Genomic DNA, 16,535 nt, shown 5'->3' on the forward strand with positions numbered 1-16,535 from the left:
GTGTGGCGGGCGGGAGAAAGGAAAGAATCAGCGGATCGGCGGCTTCGGGCCGACCTCGTTGGCGTCGGCCTTGTTGGCCACCACGTCGATCACCTTCTGCTTCTCGAAGTAGACGGTGAACTGCGGGTACACCCAGCGGTTGATGGTCGGCCACTGGCGCTTCTGTCCGCCGCGCGGCTCCAGGCGCTCGCCCGGGTCGCCGAACTGCGACTGCACCTGCTGCATGCTCTGGCCGCGCACGGGCAGGGCGGTGGCGGGCTTTTCCTGGCTGCGGTCGATCAGCAGCGTGTCGGCATGGGCGCTGGCGCAGGCCAGCAGGGCCAGCAACGGCAGGGTGGTCAGGTAACGCTTCATCTCGATCTACTCCCCAGTGGTCAAGAATACGGAAGGGGCCACGACCGACGGTCGTGACCCACCCGGCGATTACAACAAAAACGGCAATAAAAAACCGCCCGGAGGCGGCTTTTTATTCAGGTTGGTCGCGGCCGTGGGCCGTGACGCCTTCAGGCTCAGCGCTGGCGAGCCTTGAAACGCGGGTTCGACTTGCAGATCACGAAGATCTTGCCGCGGCGACGGACGACCTTGCAGTCGCGGTGACGGGCCTTGGCCGACTTCAGGGAAGACAGGACTTTCATTGCATACCTCGGCGTAAACGTTGGATTCGGTTGGAGCGCGGCCGCGATATGCAGATGACAATCGGCAGGTGACGCCCGTTCAAGCCCGCAATTGTACCGGTCTTTTTTCCATCCTTTCAAGTGGTTGCACGAAAAAGGTCTCAGGCGGCCCCGGGCGGGGGCTAGAATGGGCGGTCCATTCCACAGGGAAACCCATGAACCAGCTTCCTCCCGTGCTCACCATCGACGGCCCGTCCGGGGCCGGCAAGGGGACTGTCAGCCGCATTGTCGCACGCCGCCTGGGCTGGCATTACCTGGATTCTGGCGCCCTGTACCGCGCCGTGGGCGTGGCCGCCAGCTGGGCCGATATCGATACCTCCGACGCTTCCGCGCTGGTGCGCTGCACCTTCGACACCCATGTGCGGTTCGTCGAAGCGGCCGATGGCGGGCTGCGGGTGGTGGTCAACGATACCGATGCCACCGATGAGCTGCGCCTGGAGACCACCGGCGCGCTGGCCTCGGCCATTGCGGCCATCCCGGAGGTGCGGGCGGCCCTGAAAGAGCGCCAGCGCGCATTCAGGGTTCTCCCCGGTCTGGTTGCCGATGGCCGCGACATGGGCACGGTGATCTTCCCCGATGCCCCATTCAAGGTCTTTCTGACCGCCAGCGCCGAGGAGCGTGCCGGGCGCCGGCATAAGCAGTTGAAAGACAAGGGGGTTTCTGTTAACTTTGAAGACCTCCTGCGCGAGATCATGGCCCGCGACGCCCGTGATGCACAGCGCACAGTGGCGCCCCTGAAGCCGGCAGACGATGCCGTCATCATCGACACCAGTGGCATCGGCATCGACGCAGTCGTTGCCAACGTGTTGGATCTGCTTCCGGTTTCGGGTGCCTGATCCGTTGTACAGGAGAACCGCCAGCCCATCGGCGGTGTCGCACATCGCAAGGCAACAAAAGCTCCGTCCCGCAATAGTGCGTGGCGGTTTTCCTACTTAACACACGACTCGCCGTACCGGGGTCGACCAACAGGCGGGCAGTAAGCGGTTCCCTTCGGGGGCCAATGCCCATGTGTCCAACAGAGTAAATCTAATGACCGAATCATTTGCAGAGCTGTTCGAAGCCAGTCAGGCCAATCTGGCCAAGCTGAAGCCGGGCTCGATCGTCAGCGGTGTCGTTGTTGAAGTCCGCGGCGATGTCGTGGTGATCAACGCCGGCCTGAAGTCCGAAGGCATCGTGCCGATCGAACAGTTCCGTAACGACGCTGGCGAGATCGACGTTGCTGAAGGCGACGTCGTCAAGGTCGCCCTCGATTCCATCGAGAACGGCTTCGGTGAAACCGTCCTGTCGCGCGAGAAGGCCAAGCGCGCGATGGTGTGGGACGAGCTGGAAGAAGCGTTGGAAAAGAACGAAACCATCACCGGTCGCATCAGCGGCAAGGTCAAGGGTGGTTTCACCGTGGACATCAAGGATGTCCGCGCGTTCCTGCCGGGTTCCCTGGTCGATGTGCGCCCCGTGCGCGATCCGGCCTACCTGGAAGGCAAGGAGCTGGAATTCAAGCTCATCAAGCTGGACCGCAAGCGTAACAACGTCGTGGTCTCGCGCCGCGCTGTCGTCGAAAGCGAGCACTCGGAAGAGCGCGAGCAGCTGATGGACAAGCTGCAGGAAGGCGCGATCCTGAAGGGTGTCGTCAAGAACCTGACCGATTACGGCGCATTCGTGGACCTGGGCGGTATCGACGGCCTGCTGCACATCACCGACATGGCATGGAAGCGCGTGCGCCATCCGTCCGAAGTCGTGAACGTCGGCGACGAGCTGGACGTCCGCGTGCTGAAGTTCGACCGCGAGCGCAACCGCGTTTCGCTGGGTCTGAAGCAGCTGGGTGAAGATCCGTGGGACAACATCGCCCGTCGTTACCCGGCCAACAGCCGCGTGTTCGGCAAGGTCTCCAACGTCACCGATTACGGCGCATTCGTCGAGATCGAGCCGGGCGTCGAAGGTCTGGTGCACGTCTCCGAAATGGATTGGACCAACAAGAACGTCAACCCGTCCAAGGTTGTGCAGGTCGGTGACGAAGTTGAAGTCATGGTCCTGGACGTCGACGAGGAGCGTCGCCGCATCTCGCTGGGCATGAAGCAGGTTGCCGCCAATCCGTGGGAAACCTTCGCTGCCATCCACAAGAAGGGCGACAAGGTGTCGGGCCAGATCAAGTCGATCACCGACTTCGGCATCTTCATCGGCCTGGACGGCGGTATCGATGGCCTGGTGCACCTGTCCGACATCAGCTGGAACACCACTGGCGAAGACGTGGTCCGCAACTACAAGAAGGGCGACAACCTGGACGCCGTCGTCCTGGCCGTCGATCCGGAGCGCGAGCGCATCAGCCTGGGCGTCAAGCAGCTGGAGCAGGATCCGTTCGGCCAGTACATGGCTGCCAATCCGAAGGGTTCCAAGGTCGAAGGCGTGGTCAAGGAAGTGGACGCCAAGGGCGCAACCATCGAACTGGCTGACGGCATCGAAGGCTACGTGGCTGCACGCGACGTTGCCAACGAGCGCGTCGACGACGCGACCCAGTTCCTGAAGGTCGGCGACAAGGTGGAAGCCAAGTTCGTCGGCATGGATCGCAAGGGTCGTACCCTGCAGCTGTCGATCAAGGCCAAGGACGACGCGGAAATGCGCGAAGTGCTGGAGGAATACCAGTCCTCTTCGGCTTCCAGCGGCACCACCCAGCTCGGCGCGCTGCTGCGTGCACAGCTGAACAGCAACAAGTCCGAGTAATCGGCCTCACGCTGTCGTAGTTTCCTGGACGGCCCGGACATCAGTCCGGGCCGTTTCAGGGTCTGAGTTCCCCCCGAAGAGCCCGTAATGACCAAATCCGAGCTGATCGAAATCCTGGCGCGCCGACAGGCGCATTTGAAGTCGGACGATGTCGATCTGGCAGTGAAGTCGTTGCTGGAAATGATGGGTGGGGCGCTGGCTGGCGGGGATCGCATCGAGATCCGCGGGTTCGGCAGTTTTTCGTTGCACTACCGGCCACCCAGGCTGGGGCGCAACCCCAAGACCGGGGAATCGGTCGCGTTGCCGGGCAAGCATGTCCCGCACTTCAAACCAGGCAAAGAACTGCGCGAGCGCGTCAGCGCCGTGGTGCCGCTGGAAAGCGACCCCGCGTAGCACGGACTATCGGTCCGCTGATCTTTTGTCCCGCTGCTCTATATTCCGCTACTCTTGAATCCCCCGGAACTGGAGCTGCTCCATGAAAGTCGTACGTCTCCTTATCCTGCTGGCGGTTCTCGTCGCCGGGCTCATCATCGGTGCGCTCAACTCGGACAAGATGGTCCTGAGTCTGGGCTTTACCCAGATCACCACCACCACCGGCCTGGCGATCATTGTCGCCCTGTTGACCGGTGCGCTCATCGGCGGCGGCATCGTGCTGGCCAGCCTGGTGATCCCGCTGTACGCCAAGCTGCGCAAAGCGCAGAAGGCAAGCCCGACCGTGGTCGTGGCACCTGCTTCCACCCCTTCTTCTACTTTCGACGGACGCTGAGCCCCGATGGAATTTGTCTCCGAGTGGTTCTGGTTCTTCCTGTTCCTTCCGCTGGCCGCGTTGTCCGGCTGGGTGATCGGGCGTCGCGGCGGTCAGCGCCATGGCGACAACCAGGTCAGCCGCCTGTCCAGCACCTATTTCCGTGGCTTGAACTACCTGCTCAACGAGCAGCCGGACAAGGCCATCGAGCTGTTCCTGCATATCGCCGAGCTGGACAAGGAAACCTTTGAGACCCAGGTCGCCCTGGGCCATCTGTTCCGCCGCCGCGGTGAAGTGGACCGCGCCATCCGCCTGCACCAGGGCCTGGTCAACCGTGCCGACCTGACCGATGCACAGCGCGTCCAGGCGCTGCTGGCGCTGGGCGAGGACTACATGAAGTCCGGCCTGCTGGACCGCGCCGAAACCGTGTTCACCGAACTGGCCCAGCTCGACCAGCGGGCGCCGCAGGCGCTCAAGCACCTGATCGGCATCTACCAGGCCGAGCGCGACTGGGAAAAGGCGATCGACAACGCCAGTCGCTTCGAAGAGGTCACCGGCGAGCCGATGGGCAAGCTGATCGGGCAGTTCGAATGCGAGCTGGCCGAGCGGTTCCGGGGCGCCGGGAAGATCGAAGAGGCGAGGGCGGCCATCGCGCGCGCCTACCAGGCCGATGCCATGTCGGTCCGCGCCGGCATCATTGAAGGGCGTCTGGAAACCGATGCCGGCAATGCCGAAGCGGCCGTGCGCGCGTTCGAGCGTGCCGCACGCAATGATCCCGAGTACCTGCCCGAAGTGCTGCAGCCGCTCATGCAGAACTACCGCAAGGTCGGCGACCTCGGCGGTGCACGTGCGTTCCTGTCGGAGATGACCGAGCACTATCGGGGCATCGCCCCGGTGCTGGCGTTGACCCAGTTGATGGAAGAGCAGGAGGGCGTGGCCCCGGCGCGTGCCTACCTTGGCCGCCAGCTCAAGGATCGCCCCTCGGTGCGCGGCGAGTCGGCATTGATCGACCTGACCCTGGCCGAAGGTGCCGACTCCACGGCCACCCTGCACGACCTCAAGCACATCACCGACCAGCTGCTGGTGCGCAACCCGGCTTACCGCTGCACCCGCTGCGGCTTCGGCGCCCGTACCCACCATTGGCAATGCCCCAGCTGCAAGGAGTGGGGAACGGTCAAGCCGCTGCTGAATTACGCGGTGCTCTAAGCCATGCCCGTGGCCTGGATGATCGGTCTGCCAGCGGTGCTGGCGATCGCGGCGGCGCTCACCTGGGGCGCGCGCCACTACGCGCTGCGCCGCAACCTGATGGACCAGCCCGGCGAACGCCGCAGCCATGGCGTGGCGACCCCGCGCGGGGGCGGGATCGCCATCGTGCTGACCCTGCTGCTGGCTGCCGTCGCGGCCGCCGTGGCGTGGCCGGCCGCGCGCATCACGCTGGGGGTGTTCAGCCTGGGGCTGGCGCTGGTGGCCGGCATTGGCTGGTGGGACGACCACCGCCCGCTGCCGGCCATCCGCCGGCTGCTGGTGCACATGGTGGCGGCCGCGCTGCTCGGCGGCCTGGTCTGGCAGGCCAGTGGCAGCCTGGTGCACGCCGTGCTGGCGGTCCTGTTCACCACCTCGCTGATCAACATCTGGAACTTCATGGATGGCATCAACGGCCTCGCCACTACCCAGGCGATTCTGGCCGGGCTGGCCTTCGCGATGGTGATGCCGCTCCCGTTCGCGCTGGCCGGCGTGGTGCTGGCGTTGGCCTGCCTGGGCTTCCTGCCCTTCAATTTCCCGCGGGCACGCATCTTCATGGGGGACGTCGGCAGCGGCGCGCTGGGCTATGCGATCGCGGCCCTGGTGTGCCTGGCCAGCGTGGTCACCGAGATCAACTGGCTGCTGTTACTGGTGCCCCTTTCGGCCTTCCTCGTGGACGCAGGCTTCACACTGCTTTCGCGCATGCTGTCCGGGCAACGGTGGATGGAAGCCCACACCCAACACCTTTACCAGCGCGCGGTCAAAAGGGGTGCAAGTCACACCTTGGTGACCGGGTTGTATTTTGTTTTTGGCCTGTTCAGTATTACAGTGTTTAATGCTTGCAGTGATCTGCAGCCGAGGTGGGAGGCTGCCGTAGCGGGTGCGTGGATGATGTTCGCGACCGGCTTGTGGCTACTCCTGCGCAATGGAATGCGCAACTAGAAGGATTGTTTGTTTTATGACGCCTTGGCAGGACCGTCTTACCAGTTTGCTCCCGCGCGCCGCGATCGTGGCCCACGACCTCTTCATGGTCTGGGCATGCTGGCAGCTGTTGCATGCCGGCCGCTATTCGATGCTGGCCGACGCCCCCTCCCTCCCACTCTGGAACATCGACACCTCACTGGTGCTGGCGATCCAGGCCGTGGTGTTCTGGCGGGTGGGCCTGTACCGCGGCCTGTGGCGCTTTGCCAGCGTGGCCGACCTGCTCAACATCTTCAAGGCCAGCTTCATCGGCCTGTTGGCCATTGTCGTGGCACTGGCCTACAAGCGCTTCGCCGGCGTGCCGATGTCGGTGCTGGTGATCTATCCGTTCGCGCTGTCGGCCCTGCTCGGCGCGCCGCGCCTGCTGTACCGCGCGTGGAAGGACTATCAGGCGCTGCAATCGGATGCCAGCGCCCGCCGCGTACTGATCCTGGGTGCCGGCCAGGCGGCTGAAGCCCTGGTCCGTGACCTGCGCCGCTCGGGCGACTTCCACCCGGTGGGCCTGCTCGACGATGCGCCGCACCTGCAGGGCGCCAAGCTGCAGGGCCTGCCCATCCTGGGCACGCTCGACGATGCCCCGTCGGTGGTGCGCGAGACCGCAGCCAAGCTGCTGGTGATCGCCATTCCGTCGTTGGATGCGGTCGGCATGCAGCGGGTGGTCGCCTTGTGCGAAGCCACCGGCGTGCCTTTCCGCATGGTGCCCAAGCTCAACGATGTGCTGCTCGGGCATTCGCTGCCCGGTGAACTGAAAGAGGTCGCGATCGAGGACCTGCTCGGGCGCAAGCCGATCCTGCCGGACTGGTCGCTGATCCGCGGCTGGCTGGGCGGGCGCACGGTGCTGGTGACCGGGGCAGGCGGCTCGATCGGTTCGGAGCTGTGCCGCCAGTGCGCGCGCCACGGTGCCGGCCGGATCATCCTGCTTGAGATGAGCGAGCTGTTGCTGCTCACGATCGAGGCCGAGCTGACGCGCAGCTTCCCGGACCTGGATGTACAGGCCGTGCTGGGCGACTGCGGCGATCCGTCGGTGATCCGGCATGCGCTGTCGCTGGCAAGCGTGGATGCGGTATTCCATGCGGCGGCCTACAAGCAGGTGCCGGTGCTGGAGCGCCAGCTTCGCGAAGCCGTGCGCAACAACATCCTGTCGACCGAAACGGTGGCGCGTGCCTGCGTGGAAGCGCGCATCGAGCATTTCGTGTTCATCTCCACCGACAAGGCGGTCGATCCGGTCAACGCGTTGGGCGCCAGCAAGCGCTACGCGGAGATGATCTGCCAGAGCCTGGACCAGAAAACCAGCCACACGCGGTTTGTCACGGTGCGCTTCGGCAACGTGCTGGCCTCGGCCGGCAGCGTGGTGCCGCTGTTCCGCGACCAGATCATGAAGGGCGGGCCGGTCACCGTGACCGACCCGGAAGTCACCCGTTACTTCATGACCATTCCCGAGGCGTGCCAGCTGATCCTGCAGGCGGCCGCGTCGGCATCGCATGGCGCGATCTACACGCTGGACATGGGCGAGCCGGTGCCGATCCGGGTGCTGGCCGAGCAGATGATCCGTCTGGCGGGCAAGCAGCCGTACAAGGACATCGCCATCATCTACACCGGGCTGCGCCCGGGCGAAAAGCTGCACGAGACCTTGTTCTATTCCGACGAGGACTACCGGCCGACCGCGCATCCCAAGATTCTCGAGGCTGGCGTGCGCACGTTCGCGCGCGATCAGGTGCTGGGCAACATACCGCGCCTGCGCGACGCCATCGCCACCTACGACACCGACGCCATCAACAGCATCCTGTTCGCCACCATGCCGGAGTTCTCGCCCCTGCAACAAGACGATCACGTCGCGTCGGCTAAAGTACTTCCTTTCCCGGCACGAGAGGCCAACAGGCTGTGACGAACAAGCGTATTCGCAAGGCGGTTTTCCCCGTGGCAGGACTCGGTACCCGGTTCCTCCCCGCGACCAAGACGGTGCCCAAGGAGATGCTCCCGATCATCGATCGGCCGCTGATCCAGTACGCCGTCGACGAGGCGATCGAAGCCGGCTGTGACACCTTGATCTTCATCACCAACCGCTACAAGCATGCGGTGGCCGATTACTTCGACAAGGCCTACGAGCTGGAGCAGAAGCTCGAGCGTGCCGGCAAGCTGGAACAGCTGGAGCTGGTGCGCCACGTATTGCCCAACGGCGTGCGTGCGATCTTCGTCACCCAGGCCGAAGCGCTGGGCCTGGGCCACGCGGTGCTGTGTGCCAAGGCGATCGTCGGTGACGAACCGTTCGCGGTGCTGCTGCCCGACGACCTGATCTGGAACCGTGGCGATGGTGCGCTCAAGCAGATGGCCGATGCGAACCAGGCCAGCGGTGCAAGCATCATCGCGGTGGAAGACGTGCCGCATGAAAAGACCGGCAGCTACGGCATCGTTGCCACCGACGCGTTCGATGGCCGCCAGGGCCATATCAGCGCGATCGTCGAGAAGCCCAAGCCGGAAGACGCGCCCAGCGACCTGGCCGTGGTCGGCCGGTATGTGCTGAGCCCGAAGATCTTCGAGCTGCTGGAAGCCACCGGCACTGGTGCCGGCGGTGAAATCCAGCTCACCGACGCCATCGCCGAGCTGCTCAAGAGCGAGCCCGTGGATGCGTACCGTTTCGAAGGAACGCGCTTCGATTGCGGCACGCACCTGGGTCTGGTCGAAGCCACCATCCGCTTTGCGTTGAACAACGACAAGCTGGCCGGCCCGGCGCGCGAGATCATGAAGAAGGCGCTGGCCGAGGGTTGATCGCGGTCGCGATCACCCGGGTAAGTACCGACCGTCGGTCGGCACGCGGCCCCCGGTAGGTACCGACCGTTGGTCGGTACACGCGCCAGCAAAAAAAGGGCAGCCTCGCGGCTGCCCTTTTTGCATTTCGTTGGTGTTCCCGCATCAACCAACCGTCGATGCCGTCCAGCAGGGCAGGGTGCCGGCCCTGGAGCCGGCACCGCCCGCTACATCACAGCGACTCGAAGATACCCGCCGCGCCCATGCCGGTGCCGATGCACATGGTCACCATGCCGTACTTCTGCTGGCGACGGCGCAGGCCGTGCAGCAGCGTGGCGGTGCGGATCGCGCCGGTCGCGCCCAGCGGGTGGCCCAGGGCGATGGCGCCGCCCAGCGGGTTGACCTTGGACGGGTCCAGGCCGCAATCGCGGATCACCGCCAGCGACTGCGCGGCAAAGGCTTCGTTGAGCTCGATCCAGTCCAGCTGGTCCTGGGTCAGGCCGGCCTGCTTGAGCGCCTTGGGGATCGCGGCGATCGGGCCGATGCCCATCACTTCCGGGCGCACGCCGGCGACCGAGAAGCTGACGAAGCGCGCCAGCGGGGTCAGGCCGTAATCCTTGATCGCCTGCTCGGAGGCCAGCAGCACCGCACCGGCGCCATCGCTCATCTGCGAGGAGTTGCCCGCCGTGACGGTGCCGCCGAACTGGCCGTTGCGGAACACCGGGCGCAGCTTGGCCAGGCCTTCAGCGGACGAATCCAGGCGCGGGCCTTCGTCGGTATCGACGACCGTGTCGCGGGTGATGATGCGGCGGCCGTCGGCCAGGTCCGGCTGGCGGGTGCGCACGTCGTAGGGGCTGATCTCGTCCTTGAAGTCGCCGTTCTGGATCGCGGCGATGGCCTTCTGGTGCGAGGCCAGTGCGAAGGCGTCCTGCTCCTCGCGCGAGACCTTCCACTCTTCAGCGACCTTCTCGGCGGTGATGCCCATGCCGTAGGCGATGGCGACGTGGTCGTTGTCGAACACGCTCGGTGCCATGGCGATCTTGTTGCCCATCATCGGCACCATCGACATCGACTCGGTGCCGCCGGCCAGCATCAGGTCCGAATTGCCCAGGCGGATCTGGTCGGCGGCCATGGCCACGGCCTGCAGGCCGGAGGAGCAGAAGCGGTTCACCGTCTGCGCGGCGATGGTGTCGGGCAGGCCGGCCAGCAGCACGCCGATGCGGGCCACGTTCATGCCCTGCTCGGCTTCCGGCATCGCGCAGCCGATGATGGCGTCATCGATGCGGTTGAGGTCGATGCCCGGCGCCTGTGCGACCACGGAGCGGAGCACGTGGGCCAGCATGTCGTCGGGACGGGTGTTGCGGAACACGCCCTTGGGCGCCTTGCCCACCGGGGTGCGGGTGGCGGCGACGATGTAGGCGTCCTGGATTTGCTTGGTCATTGCAGTGATCTCTCTAGATTTTTAGCCGGAGTGCCGACCAACGGTCGGCACCTACCAGAAGCGGACAGGTGTGCCGACCAACGGTCGGCACCTACCGGGCGCGGACGGGGGGCCGTCGCGCCCGGCGCGCCATCAGTTGCGCAGCGGCTTGCCGGTCTTGAGCATGTGCGCGATGCGGGCCTGGGTCTTTTCCTGCTGGGCCAGTTCGACGAAGTGCTTGCGTTCCAGGGTCAGCAGCCACTCTTCGTCGACCAGCGTGCCGCGGTCCACTTCGCCACCGCACAGCACGGTGGCGATGCGCACGGCGATCTCGTAGTCGTACGGGCTGATGAAACGGCCTTCCAGCATGTTGACCAGCATCATCTTGAAGGTGGCGATGCCCACGTCGCCGGCCACCTGGATGCGGCGGGCCGGCATCGGCGGACGGTAGCCGCCTTCGGCCAGCGCCAGCACTTCGGCCTTGGCGATATGCAGCGCTTCGAAGCTGTTGAACACCACCTTGTCGGTGGCACGCATCAGGCCCAGTTCCTTGGCGTTGACCGCCGAGTTGGAGACCTTGGCCATGGCCACGGTTTCAAAGGTCTTCTTCAGTTCGGCGAACACGTCACCGCCCGGGCCTGCAGCCTGCGAGGCGCGCACGGCCAGTTCCTTCAGGCCGCCACCGGCCGGCAGCAGGCCGACGCCGGCCTCGACCAGGCCGATGTAGCTTTCCAGCGCAGCCACGCTCTTGGCGCTGTGCATCTGGAACTCGCAGCCGCCGCCCAGGGCCAGGCCGCGGACCGCGGTCACCACCGGCACCAGCGAGTACTTGATGGCCTGGCTGGTGCGCTGGAAGTTGTGCACCATCTCTTCGAACTGGTCGACCTTGCCGGCCTGCAGCAGGCCGAGCGCGCCGGCCAGATCGGCACCGGCGGAGAAGGGCTCCTTCTGCTGCCAGATCACCAGGCCCTTGTAGTCCTGCTCGGCGCGCTTGATCGCTTCCTGCAGGCCGTTGAGCACGTGGTCGGAGACGGTGTTCATCTTGGTCTTGAAGCTGACCACTGCGATACCGTCGCCGTCATGCCACATGCGCACGCCGTCGTTCTCGAACACGGTTTCGCCCGGAGCGAACTTCTCGCCCAACAGCGGATCCGGGAAGCGCTGGCGCTGGTACACCGGCAGCGCCGAACGCGGCAGCTTGGCGTTGCGGGTCGGGCTGTAGCTGCCTTCGGCGGCATGCACGCCGTCGCGGCCGTCGAACACCCAATCGGGCAGCGGAGCGTTGCTCATGCTCTTGCCGGCCACGATGTCATCAGCGATCCACTGCGCCACCTGCTTCCAGCCGGCGGCCTGCCAGGTTTCGAACGGGCCCAGCGACCAGCCGTAGCCCCAGCGGATCGCCAGGTCAACGTCGCGCGCGGTTTCGGCAATGTCGGCCAGGTGGTAGGCGCTGTAGTGGAACAGGTCACGGAACGTCGCCCACAGGAACTGCGCCTGCGGGTGCTGGCTTTCGCGCAGCTTGGCGAACTTTTCGGCCGGGTTCTTGATCTTCAGGATCTCGACCACTTCCGGTGCGGCGGTGCGGTCGGCAGGGCGGTAGTCCTGCTTCTCCAGGTCCAGCACCACGATGTCCTTGCCGACCTTGCGGAAGATGCCGGCACCGGTCTTCTGGCCGAGTGCGCCCTTGGAAATCAGCGCGTCCAGCCACTTCGGCGACTTGAAGAATTCATGCCACGGATCGTTGGGCAGGGTGTCGCCCATGGTCTTGATCACGTGCGCCATGGTGTCCAGGCCGACCACGTCGGAGGTGCGGTAGGTGGCCGACTTCGGGCGGCCGACCAGCGGACCGGTCAGGCCGTCCACTTCATCGAAGCCCAGGCCGAATTCCTGGGTGTGGTGGATGGTGGACAGGATCGAGAACACGCCGATGCGGTTGCCGATGAAGTTCGGGGTGTCCTTGGCGTACACCACGCCCTTGCCCAGCGTGGTGACCAGGAACGCTTCCAGGCCTTCCAGCACGGCCGCGTCGGTGGTGCTGGCCGGGATCAGCTCGGCCAGGTGCATGTAGCGCGGCGGGTTGAAGAAATGCACGCCGCAGAAGCGGTGGCGCAGCTGCTCGGGCAGCACGTCGGCGAGCTTGTTGATGCCCAGGCCCGAGGTGTTGGAGGCCAGCACGGCGTGGTCGGCCACGAACGGGGCGATCTTCTTGTACAGGTCCTGCTTCCAGTCCATCCGTTCGGCGATGGCTTCGATGATCAGGTCGCAGTCCTTGAGCTGCTCCAGGCCGGTCTCGTAGTTGGCCGGGGTGATCGCCTCGGCGTAGGACTTGCTGGCCAGCGGGGCAGGGCTGAGCTTGCCCAGGTTGGCGATTGCCTTGAGCACGATGCCATCGGCCGGACCTTCCTTGGCGGGAAGATCGAACAGCACGGTGTCGACGCCGGCGTTGGTCAGGTGGGCCGCAATCTGGGCACCCATGACGCCGGCACCCAACACGGCGGCGCGGCGGACTAGCAGGGAATTGGACATGTCGATAAGCCTTTGTTGGTCTGGCAGCCGGGCAGGGCCCGGCTCTACGGAGGGTTCAGTGGGCAGAGCCCGGCTCTACGGGGTGGAAATGGAGATCGACGGAGCGTCGGTGACCGCGCTGGCGCGGAAACCGGCTTCGGCGAAGTGGATCAATTCGCGGGCGGCATGGGCACGATGCGCCGCTTCGGTGACACCGGCGGGTCGCTTGATCAGGCCGAAGTCGGCCATCGCATAGGTCAGCGAGCCGGCCAGGAAGTCCAGCCGCCAATACAGCTCTTCCTTGCTCAACTCCGGCACGCAGCCCGCGATGGCCTTGCCGAAGTCGCGCAGCACGTGGCCGTAGTGGTCGGACAGGAACTTGCGCAGGTTGTCGTTCTTTTCCGCGTAGGCGCGGGCGATCACACGGACGAAGGCGCCCCCGGTCTGGCGGTCCTGGGCCATCGCCAGCGCCGGCTCGACAAAGGCGGCCAGCACCGGGCGCAGCTGGCCGGGGTGCTCGCGGCGGGCGCTGTCCAGCTGGGCCAGGCGGGCGGTGGTCATCTCGTCCATGCGCCGACGGAACACCTCATTGACCAGGTTTTCCTTGGAGCCGAAGTGGTAGTTGACCGCCGCGATGTTCACATCGGCCTGGCTGGTGACCTGGCGAAGCGAGGTCCCGGCGAAGCCATGCTGCGCGAACAGCTCCTCGGCAGCGCCGAGAATGCGGTCCTTGGTGGAGAAATGTGCGGGCTTGGCCATGGGTCGGGCAGGGTTCAATCAAACGATTGTTTGATATTAGACCCGGGGCTGCGCGGGCGCATTGTGCGGCGCACAATGGAGGGAGGGGTTCGTTCATCTGCCCCGGGGGTAGTGCCGGCCGCTGGCCGGCAACCCAAGACAGCTGAACGGGGGCGCGTCGCTTGGGGTTCATGGGGTTGCCGGCCAGCGGCCGGCACTACCGCGGGGGCGGGTTACACGTTAGAATTGCCTCACGTATATCAGGCTAAGCCCGCGTTTCGACGCGGGTTTTTTTCATGTTACTCTCGGGCCGATCAGTGGCCCGCCCAACGGAGAATTCCCATGGCGCTGGAGCGCACCCTTTCCATCATCAAGCCGGACGCCGTCGCCAAGAACGTCATCGGTGAAATCTACGCCCGCTTCGAAAAGGCCGGCCTGAAGGTCGTCGCCGCCAAGTACAAGCAGCTGTCGCGCCGTGAAGCCGAAGGCTTCTACGCCGTGCACCGCGAGCGCCCGTTCTTCAACGCGCTGGTCGAGTTCATGATCTCCGGCCCGGTGATGATCCAGGCCCTGGAAGGCGACAACGCCGTCCTGGCCCACCGCGACCTGCTGGGCGCCACCAATCCGAAGGAAGCCGCTGCGGGCACCATCCGCGCCGACTTCGCTGAATCCATCGATGCCAATGCCGCCCACGGCTCGGACTCGGTTGAGAATGCCGCGATCGAAATCGCCTACTTCTTCGCCGCGACCGAAGTCGTCTCGCGCTGAGAGTGATGCCGTGAACGAGGTCGTACAGCCAACCGCCATCCCATCCGTGCTCATCCCGAGCGTGGCTGTGGCCAAGCAGAACCTGCTCGACCTCGATCGCGAGGGTCTGGAGCGCTTCTTCGCCGAGACACTCGGCGAAGCGCGCTACCGTGCCCACCAGGTGATGAAGTGGATCCACCATCACTACGTCACCGATTTCGACGAGATGACCGACCTGGGCAAGGCGCTGCGCGCCAAGCTCAAGCAGCACGCCGAGGTCCTGGTCCCGAACATCGTGTTCGACAAACCCTCCAACGACGGCACCCACAAGTGGCTGCTGGCGATGGGCAACGATGGCAAGAACGCCATCGAGGCGGTCTACATCCCGGACAAGAACCGCGGCACGCTGTGCGTGTCCTCGCAGGTCGGCTGTGCGCTGAACTGCACGTTCTGTTCGACCGCCACCCAGGGCTTCAACCGCAACCTGTCCACCGCCGAGATCATCGGCCAGGTGTGGGTGGCGGCGCGGCATCTGGGCAACATCCCGCACAAGCAGCGTCGTCTCACCAACGTGGTGATGATGGGCATGGGCGAGCCGTTGATGAATTTCGACAACGTCGTGCGCGCCATGAGCGTGATGCGCGACGATCTGGGCTACGGCCTGGCCAACAAGCGCGTGACCCTGTCCACCTCCGGCCTGGTGCCGCAGATCGACCGGTTGTCCGCCGAGAGCGACGTGTCGCTGGCGGTGTCGCTGCATGCGCCCAACGATGCGCTGCGCGAGACCCTCGTGCCGCTCAACAAGAAGTACCCGATCGTCGAGCTGATGGCCTCGTGCGCACGCTACCTGCGCGCCAACAAGCGCCGCGAATCGGTCACCTTCGAATACACCCTGATGAAGGGCATCAACGACCAGCCCGAACACGCCCGCCAGCTGGCGCGGCTGATGCGCCAGTTCGACAACGCCGTGCAGACGTCGCACGCGGGCAAGGTCAACCTGATTCCCTTCAATCCGTTCCCGGGCACCCGCTACGAGCGCTCCGGTGACACCGAGATCCGTGCTTTCCAGAAGATCCTGCTGGATTCGCAGGTCCTGACGATGGTCCGACGCACCCGCGGCGACGACATCGACGCCGCCTGTGGCCAGCTCAAGGGCCAGGTGATGGACCGCACGCGTCGCCAGGCCGAGTTCAACAAGACACTCCAGGATGGGAAAAGCCGGGATGCCGCTGCCTGATTTCCGATTGCCAGCCGTTGTTTTCATCGCGCTGGCATTGGTCGGCTGCGGCAAACAAGGCATGAAGCCCCCCGCCTCCGCGCTGGGGGTAGCCCCCACGTATGAGGTCCGCGACAACGCGGCAACGCGTCGCCGGTTCAATTACCAGGACCAGATGACGCTGGCCGACCGGGCCTATCAATCCGGCTCGCTGGCAGCGGCGGAGAAAAACGCCCGTTCGGCGCTCAAGCTGGACGGCGACCGGCCAGAGGCCTATCTGATGCTGGCCACCCTGGCGGCCCGGCGCGGCGAAGATGTCGCTGCGGGCGGGCTCTACCGCAAGGCGGCCGAACTGGCGCCCGAACGCGGCGATGTGCTCAACAATTATGGCGCCTGGCTATGTACACATGGCCGCGCCGCCGAGTCGCTGGTCTGGTTTGACCGCGCGCTTGCTGCGCCGGGCTATGCCACACCGGCCTCGGCGCTGGCCAATGCCGGTGGCTGTGCGCTGGAGGCGGGCCAGTCCGAACGGGCCGCCCGCGACCTGCGTGCCGCCCTGCAGGTTGAGCCGGGCAACGCCTATGCGCTGGAGTCGATGGCGCGCAGCGAGTACGCCCAAGGCCGCTATTTCGAGGCGCGCGCCTTCTCCCAACGTCGTCTTGCGGCTGCACCGGCCACACGTTCCGTGTTACAACTTGCCTCTGAAATCGAGGCGCAGTTGGGTGACACGGTTGCATCCGGTCGCTATCTGCAGCGAATTCGCGACGAATTTCCGCAGGATGCGGCTCCTAATTCCCGGGGTTGAAG

Annotated in this window: 16 protein-coding genes; 11 read left to right on the forward strand and 5 right to left on the reverse strand. The window is 65.2% G+C overall.

Features of this window, described 5'->3' with window-relative positions:
* Positions 1–27 precede the first annotated feature (27 nt).
* Both AC6CHL_RS00175 and ykgO read right to left on the reverse strand, forming a co-directional pair.
* Positions 28–354 carry a hypothetical protein gene (locus tag AC6CHL_RS00175; protein WP_038688813.1) on the reverse strand — a complete coding sequence of 109 codons (327 nt, stop codon included), beginning with the start codon at positions 352–354 and terminating at the stop codon, positions 28–30.
* A gap of 155 nt (positions 355–509) precedes the next feature.
* Positions 510–635 carry a type B 50S ribosomal protein L36 gene (gene ykgO, locus AC6CHL_RS00180; protein WP_005409283.1) on the reverse strand — a complete coding sequence of 42 codons (126 nt, stop codon included), beginning with the start codon at positions 633–635 and terminating at the stop codon, positions 510–512.
* 194 nt (positions 636–829) lie between these two features.
* Here ykgO and cmk point away from each other — a divergent pair, with 194 nt between their 5' ends.
* The 8 genes from cmk to galU all read left to right on the forward strand — a co-directional run bounded on the left by cmk (position 830) and on the right by galU (position 9,123).
* Positions 830–1,510, forward strand: coding sequence for a (d)CMP kinase (gene cmk, locus AC6CHL_RS00185; protein ID WP_038688809.1), 681 nt, complete (start codon positions 830–832; stop codon positions 1,508–1,510).
* A gap of 193 nt (positions 1,511–1,703) precedes the next feature.
* A complete protein-coding gene (rpsA, locus tag AC6CHL_RS00190; protein WP_038688807.1) occupies positions 1,704–3,389 on the forward strand; it encodes a 30S ribosomal protein S1 in 1,686 nt (561 codons plus the stop codon).
* Positions 3,390–3,476: 87 nt separating this feature from the next.
* A complete protein-coding gene (locus AC6CHL_RS00195; RefSeq protein WP_017355596.1) occupies positions 3,477–3,782 on the forward strand; it encodes an integration host factor subunit beta in 306 nt (101 codons plus the stop codon).
* 82 nt (positions 3,783–3,864) lie between these two features.
* On the forward strand, positions 3,865–4,155 hold the full coding sequence (locus AC6CHL_RS00200) for a LapA family protein (protein ID WP_038688804.1): 291 nt from the start codon (positions 3,865–3,867) through the stop codon (positions 4,153–4,155).
* Between the two features lie 6 nt (positions 4,156–4,161).
* Positions 4,162–5,340, forward strand: coding sequence for a lipopolysaccharide assembly protein LapB (lapB, locus tag AC6CHL_RS00205; protein WP_038688802.1), 1,179 nt, complete (start codon positions 4,162–4,164; stop codon positions 5,338–5,340).
* Between the two features lie 3 nt (positions 5,341–5,343).
* Positions 5,344–6,318, forward strand: coding sequence for an MraY family glycosyltransferase (locus AC6CHL_RS00210; protein WP_498292715.1), 975 nt, complete (start codon positions 5,344–5,346; stop codon positions 6,316–6,318).
* 16 nt (positions 6,319–6,334) lie between these two features.
* Entirely contained in the window at positions 6,335–8,242 is a 1,908-nt protein-coding gene (locus tag AC6CHL_RS00215; RefSeq protein ID WP_038688798.1) for a polysaccharide biosynthesis protein, read from the forward strand.
* Positions 8,239–9,123, forward strand: a complete 885-nt coding sequence (gene galU / locus AC6CHL_RS00220) for a UTP--glucose-1-phosphate uridylyltransferase GalU (RefSeq protein WP_081797227.1) — start codon at positions 8,239–8,241, stop codon at positions 9,121–9,123. The genes AC6CHL_RS00215 and galU overlap by 4 nt, the downstream gene beginning before the upstream one ends.
* 211 nt (positions 9,124–9,334) lie before the next feature.
* On the opposite strand, the gene AC6CHL_RS00225 is transcribed toward galU, so the two are convergent.
* From AC6CHL_RS00225 to AC6CHL_RS00235, 3 genes are all read right to left on the reverse strand, one after another.
* The gene (locus tag AC6CHL_RS00225) at positions 9,335–10,543 is read right to left on the reverse strand and encodes an acetyl-CoA C-acyltransferase (RefSeq protein ID WP_038688794.1); all 1,209 of its coding nucleotides are present in this window, start codon (positions 10,541–10,543) and stop codon (positions 9,335–9,337) included.
* A 132-nt stretch (positions 10,544–10,675) separates the two neighbouring features.
* Positions 10,676–13,048 (reverse strand): 3-hydroxyacyl-CoA dehydrogenase/enoyl-CoA hydratase family protein, encoded by a 2,373-nt coding sequence (locus AC6CHL_RS00230; RefSeq protein WP_447593185.1) that lies wholly within the window; start codon positions 13,046–13,048, stop codon positions 10,676–10,678.
* 75 nt (positions 13,049–13,123) lie between these two features.
* Positions 13,124–13,786, reverse strand: a complete 663-nt coding sequence (locus AC6CHL_RS00235) for a TetR/AcrR family transcriptional regulator (protein ID WP_498292718.1) — start codon at positions 13,784–13,786, stop codon at positions 13,124–13,126.
* 321 nt (positions 13,787–14,107) lie between these two features.
* Between AC6CHL_RS00235 and ndk the strand changes: the two genes are divergently transcribed.
* From ndk to AC6CHL_RS00250, 3 genes are read left to right on the forward strand one after another with little or no spacing between them, the layout of a single operon-like run.
* Entirely contained in the window at positions 14,108–14,533 is a 426-nt protein-coding gene (ndk, locus tag AC6CHL_RS00240; protein WP_038688788.1) for a nucleoside-diphosphate kinase, read from the forward strand.
* 10 nt (positions 14,534–14,543) lie between these two features.
* Positions 14,544–15,749: a dual-specificity RNA methyltransferase RlmN gene (gene rlmN, locus AC6CHL_RS00245; RefSeq protein ID WP_038688786.1), complete on the forward strand. Its 1,206-nt coding sequence runs from the start codon at positions 14,544–14,546 to the stop codon at positions 15,747–15,749.
* Positions 15,736–16,533, forward strand: a complete 798-nt coding sequence (locus tag AC6CHL_RS00250; protein WP_038688785.1) for a tetratricopeptide repeat protein — start codon at positions 15,736–15,738, stop codon at positions 16,531–16,533. The genes rlmN and AC6CHL_RS00250 overlap by 14 nt, the downstream gene beginning before the upstream one ends.
* The last annotated feature ends 2 nt before the right edge of the window (positions 16,534–16,535 follow it).

This window comes from Stenotrophomonas sp. GQ19 (genome assembly GCF_059758695.1).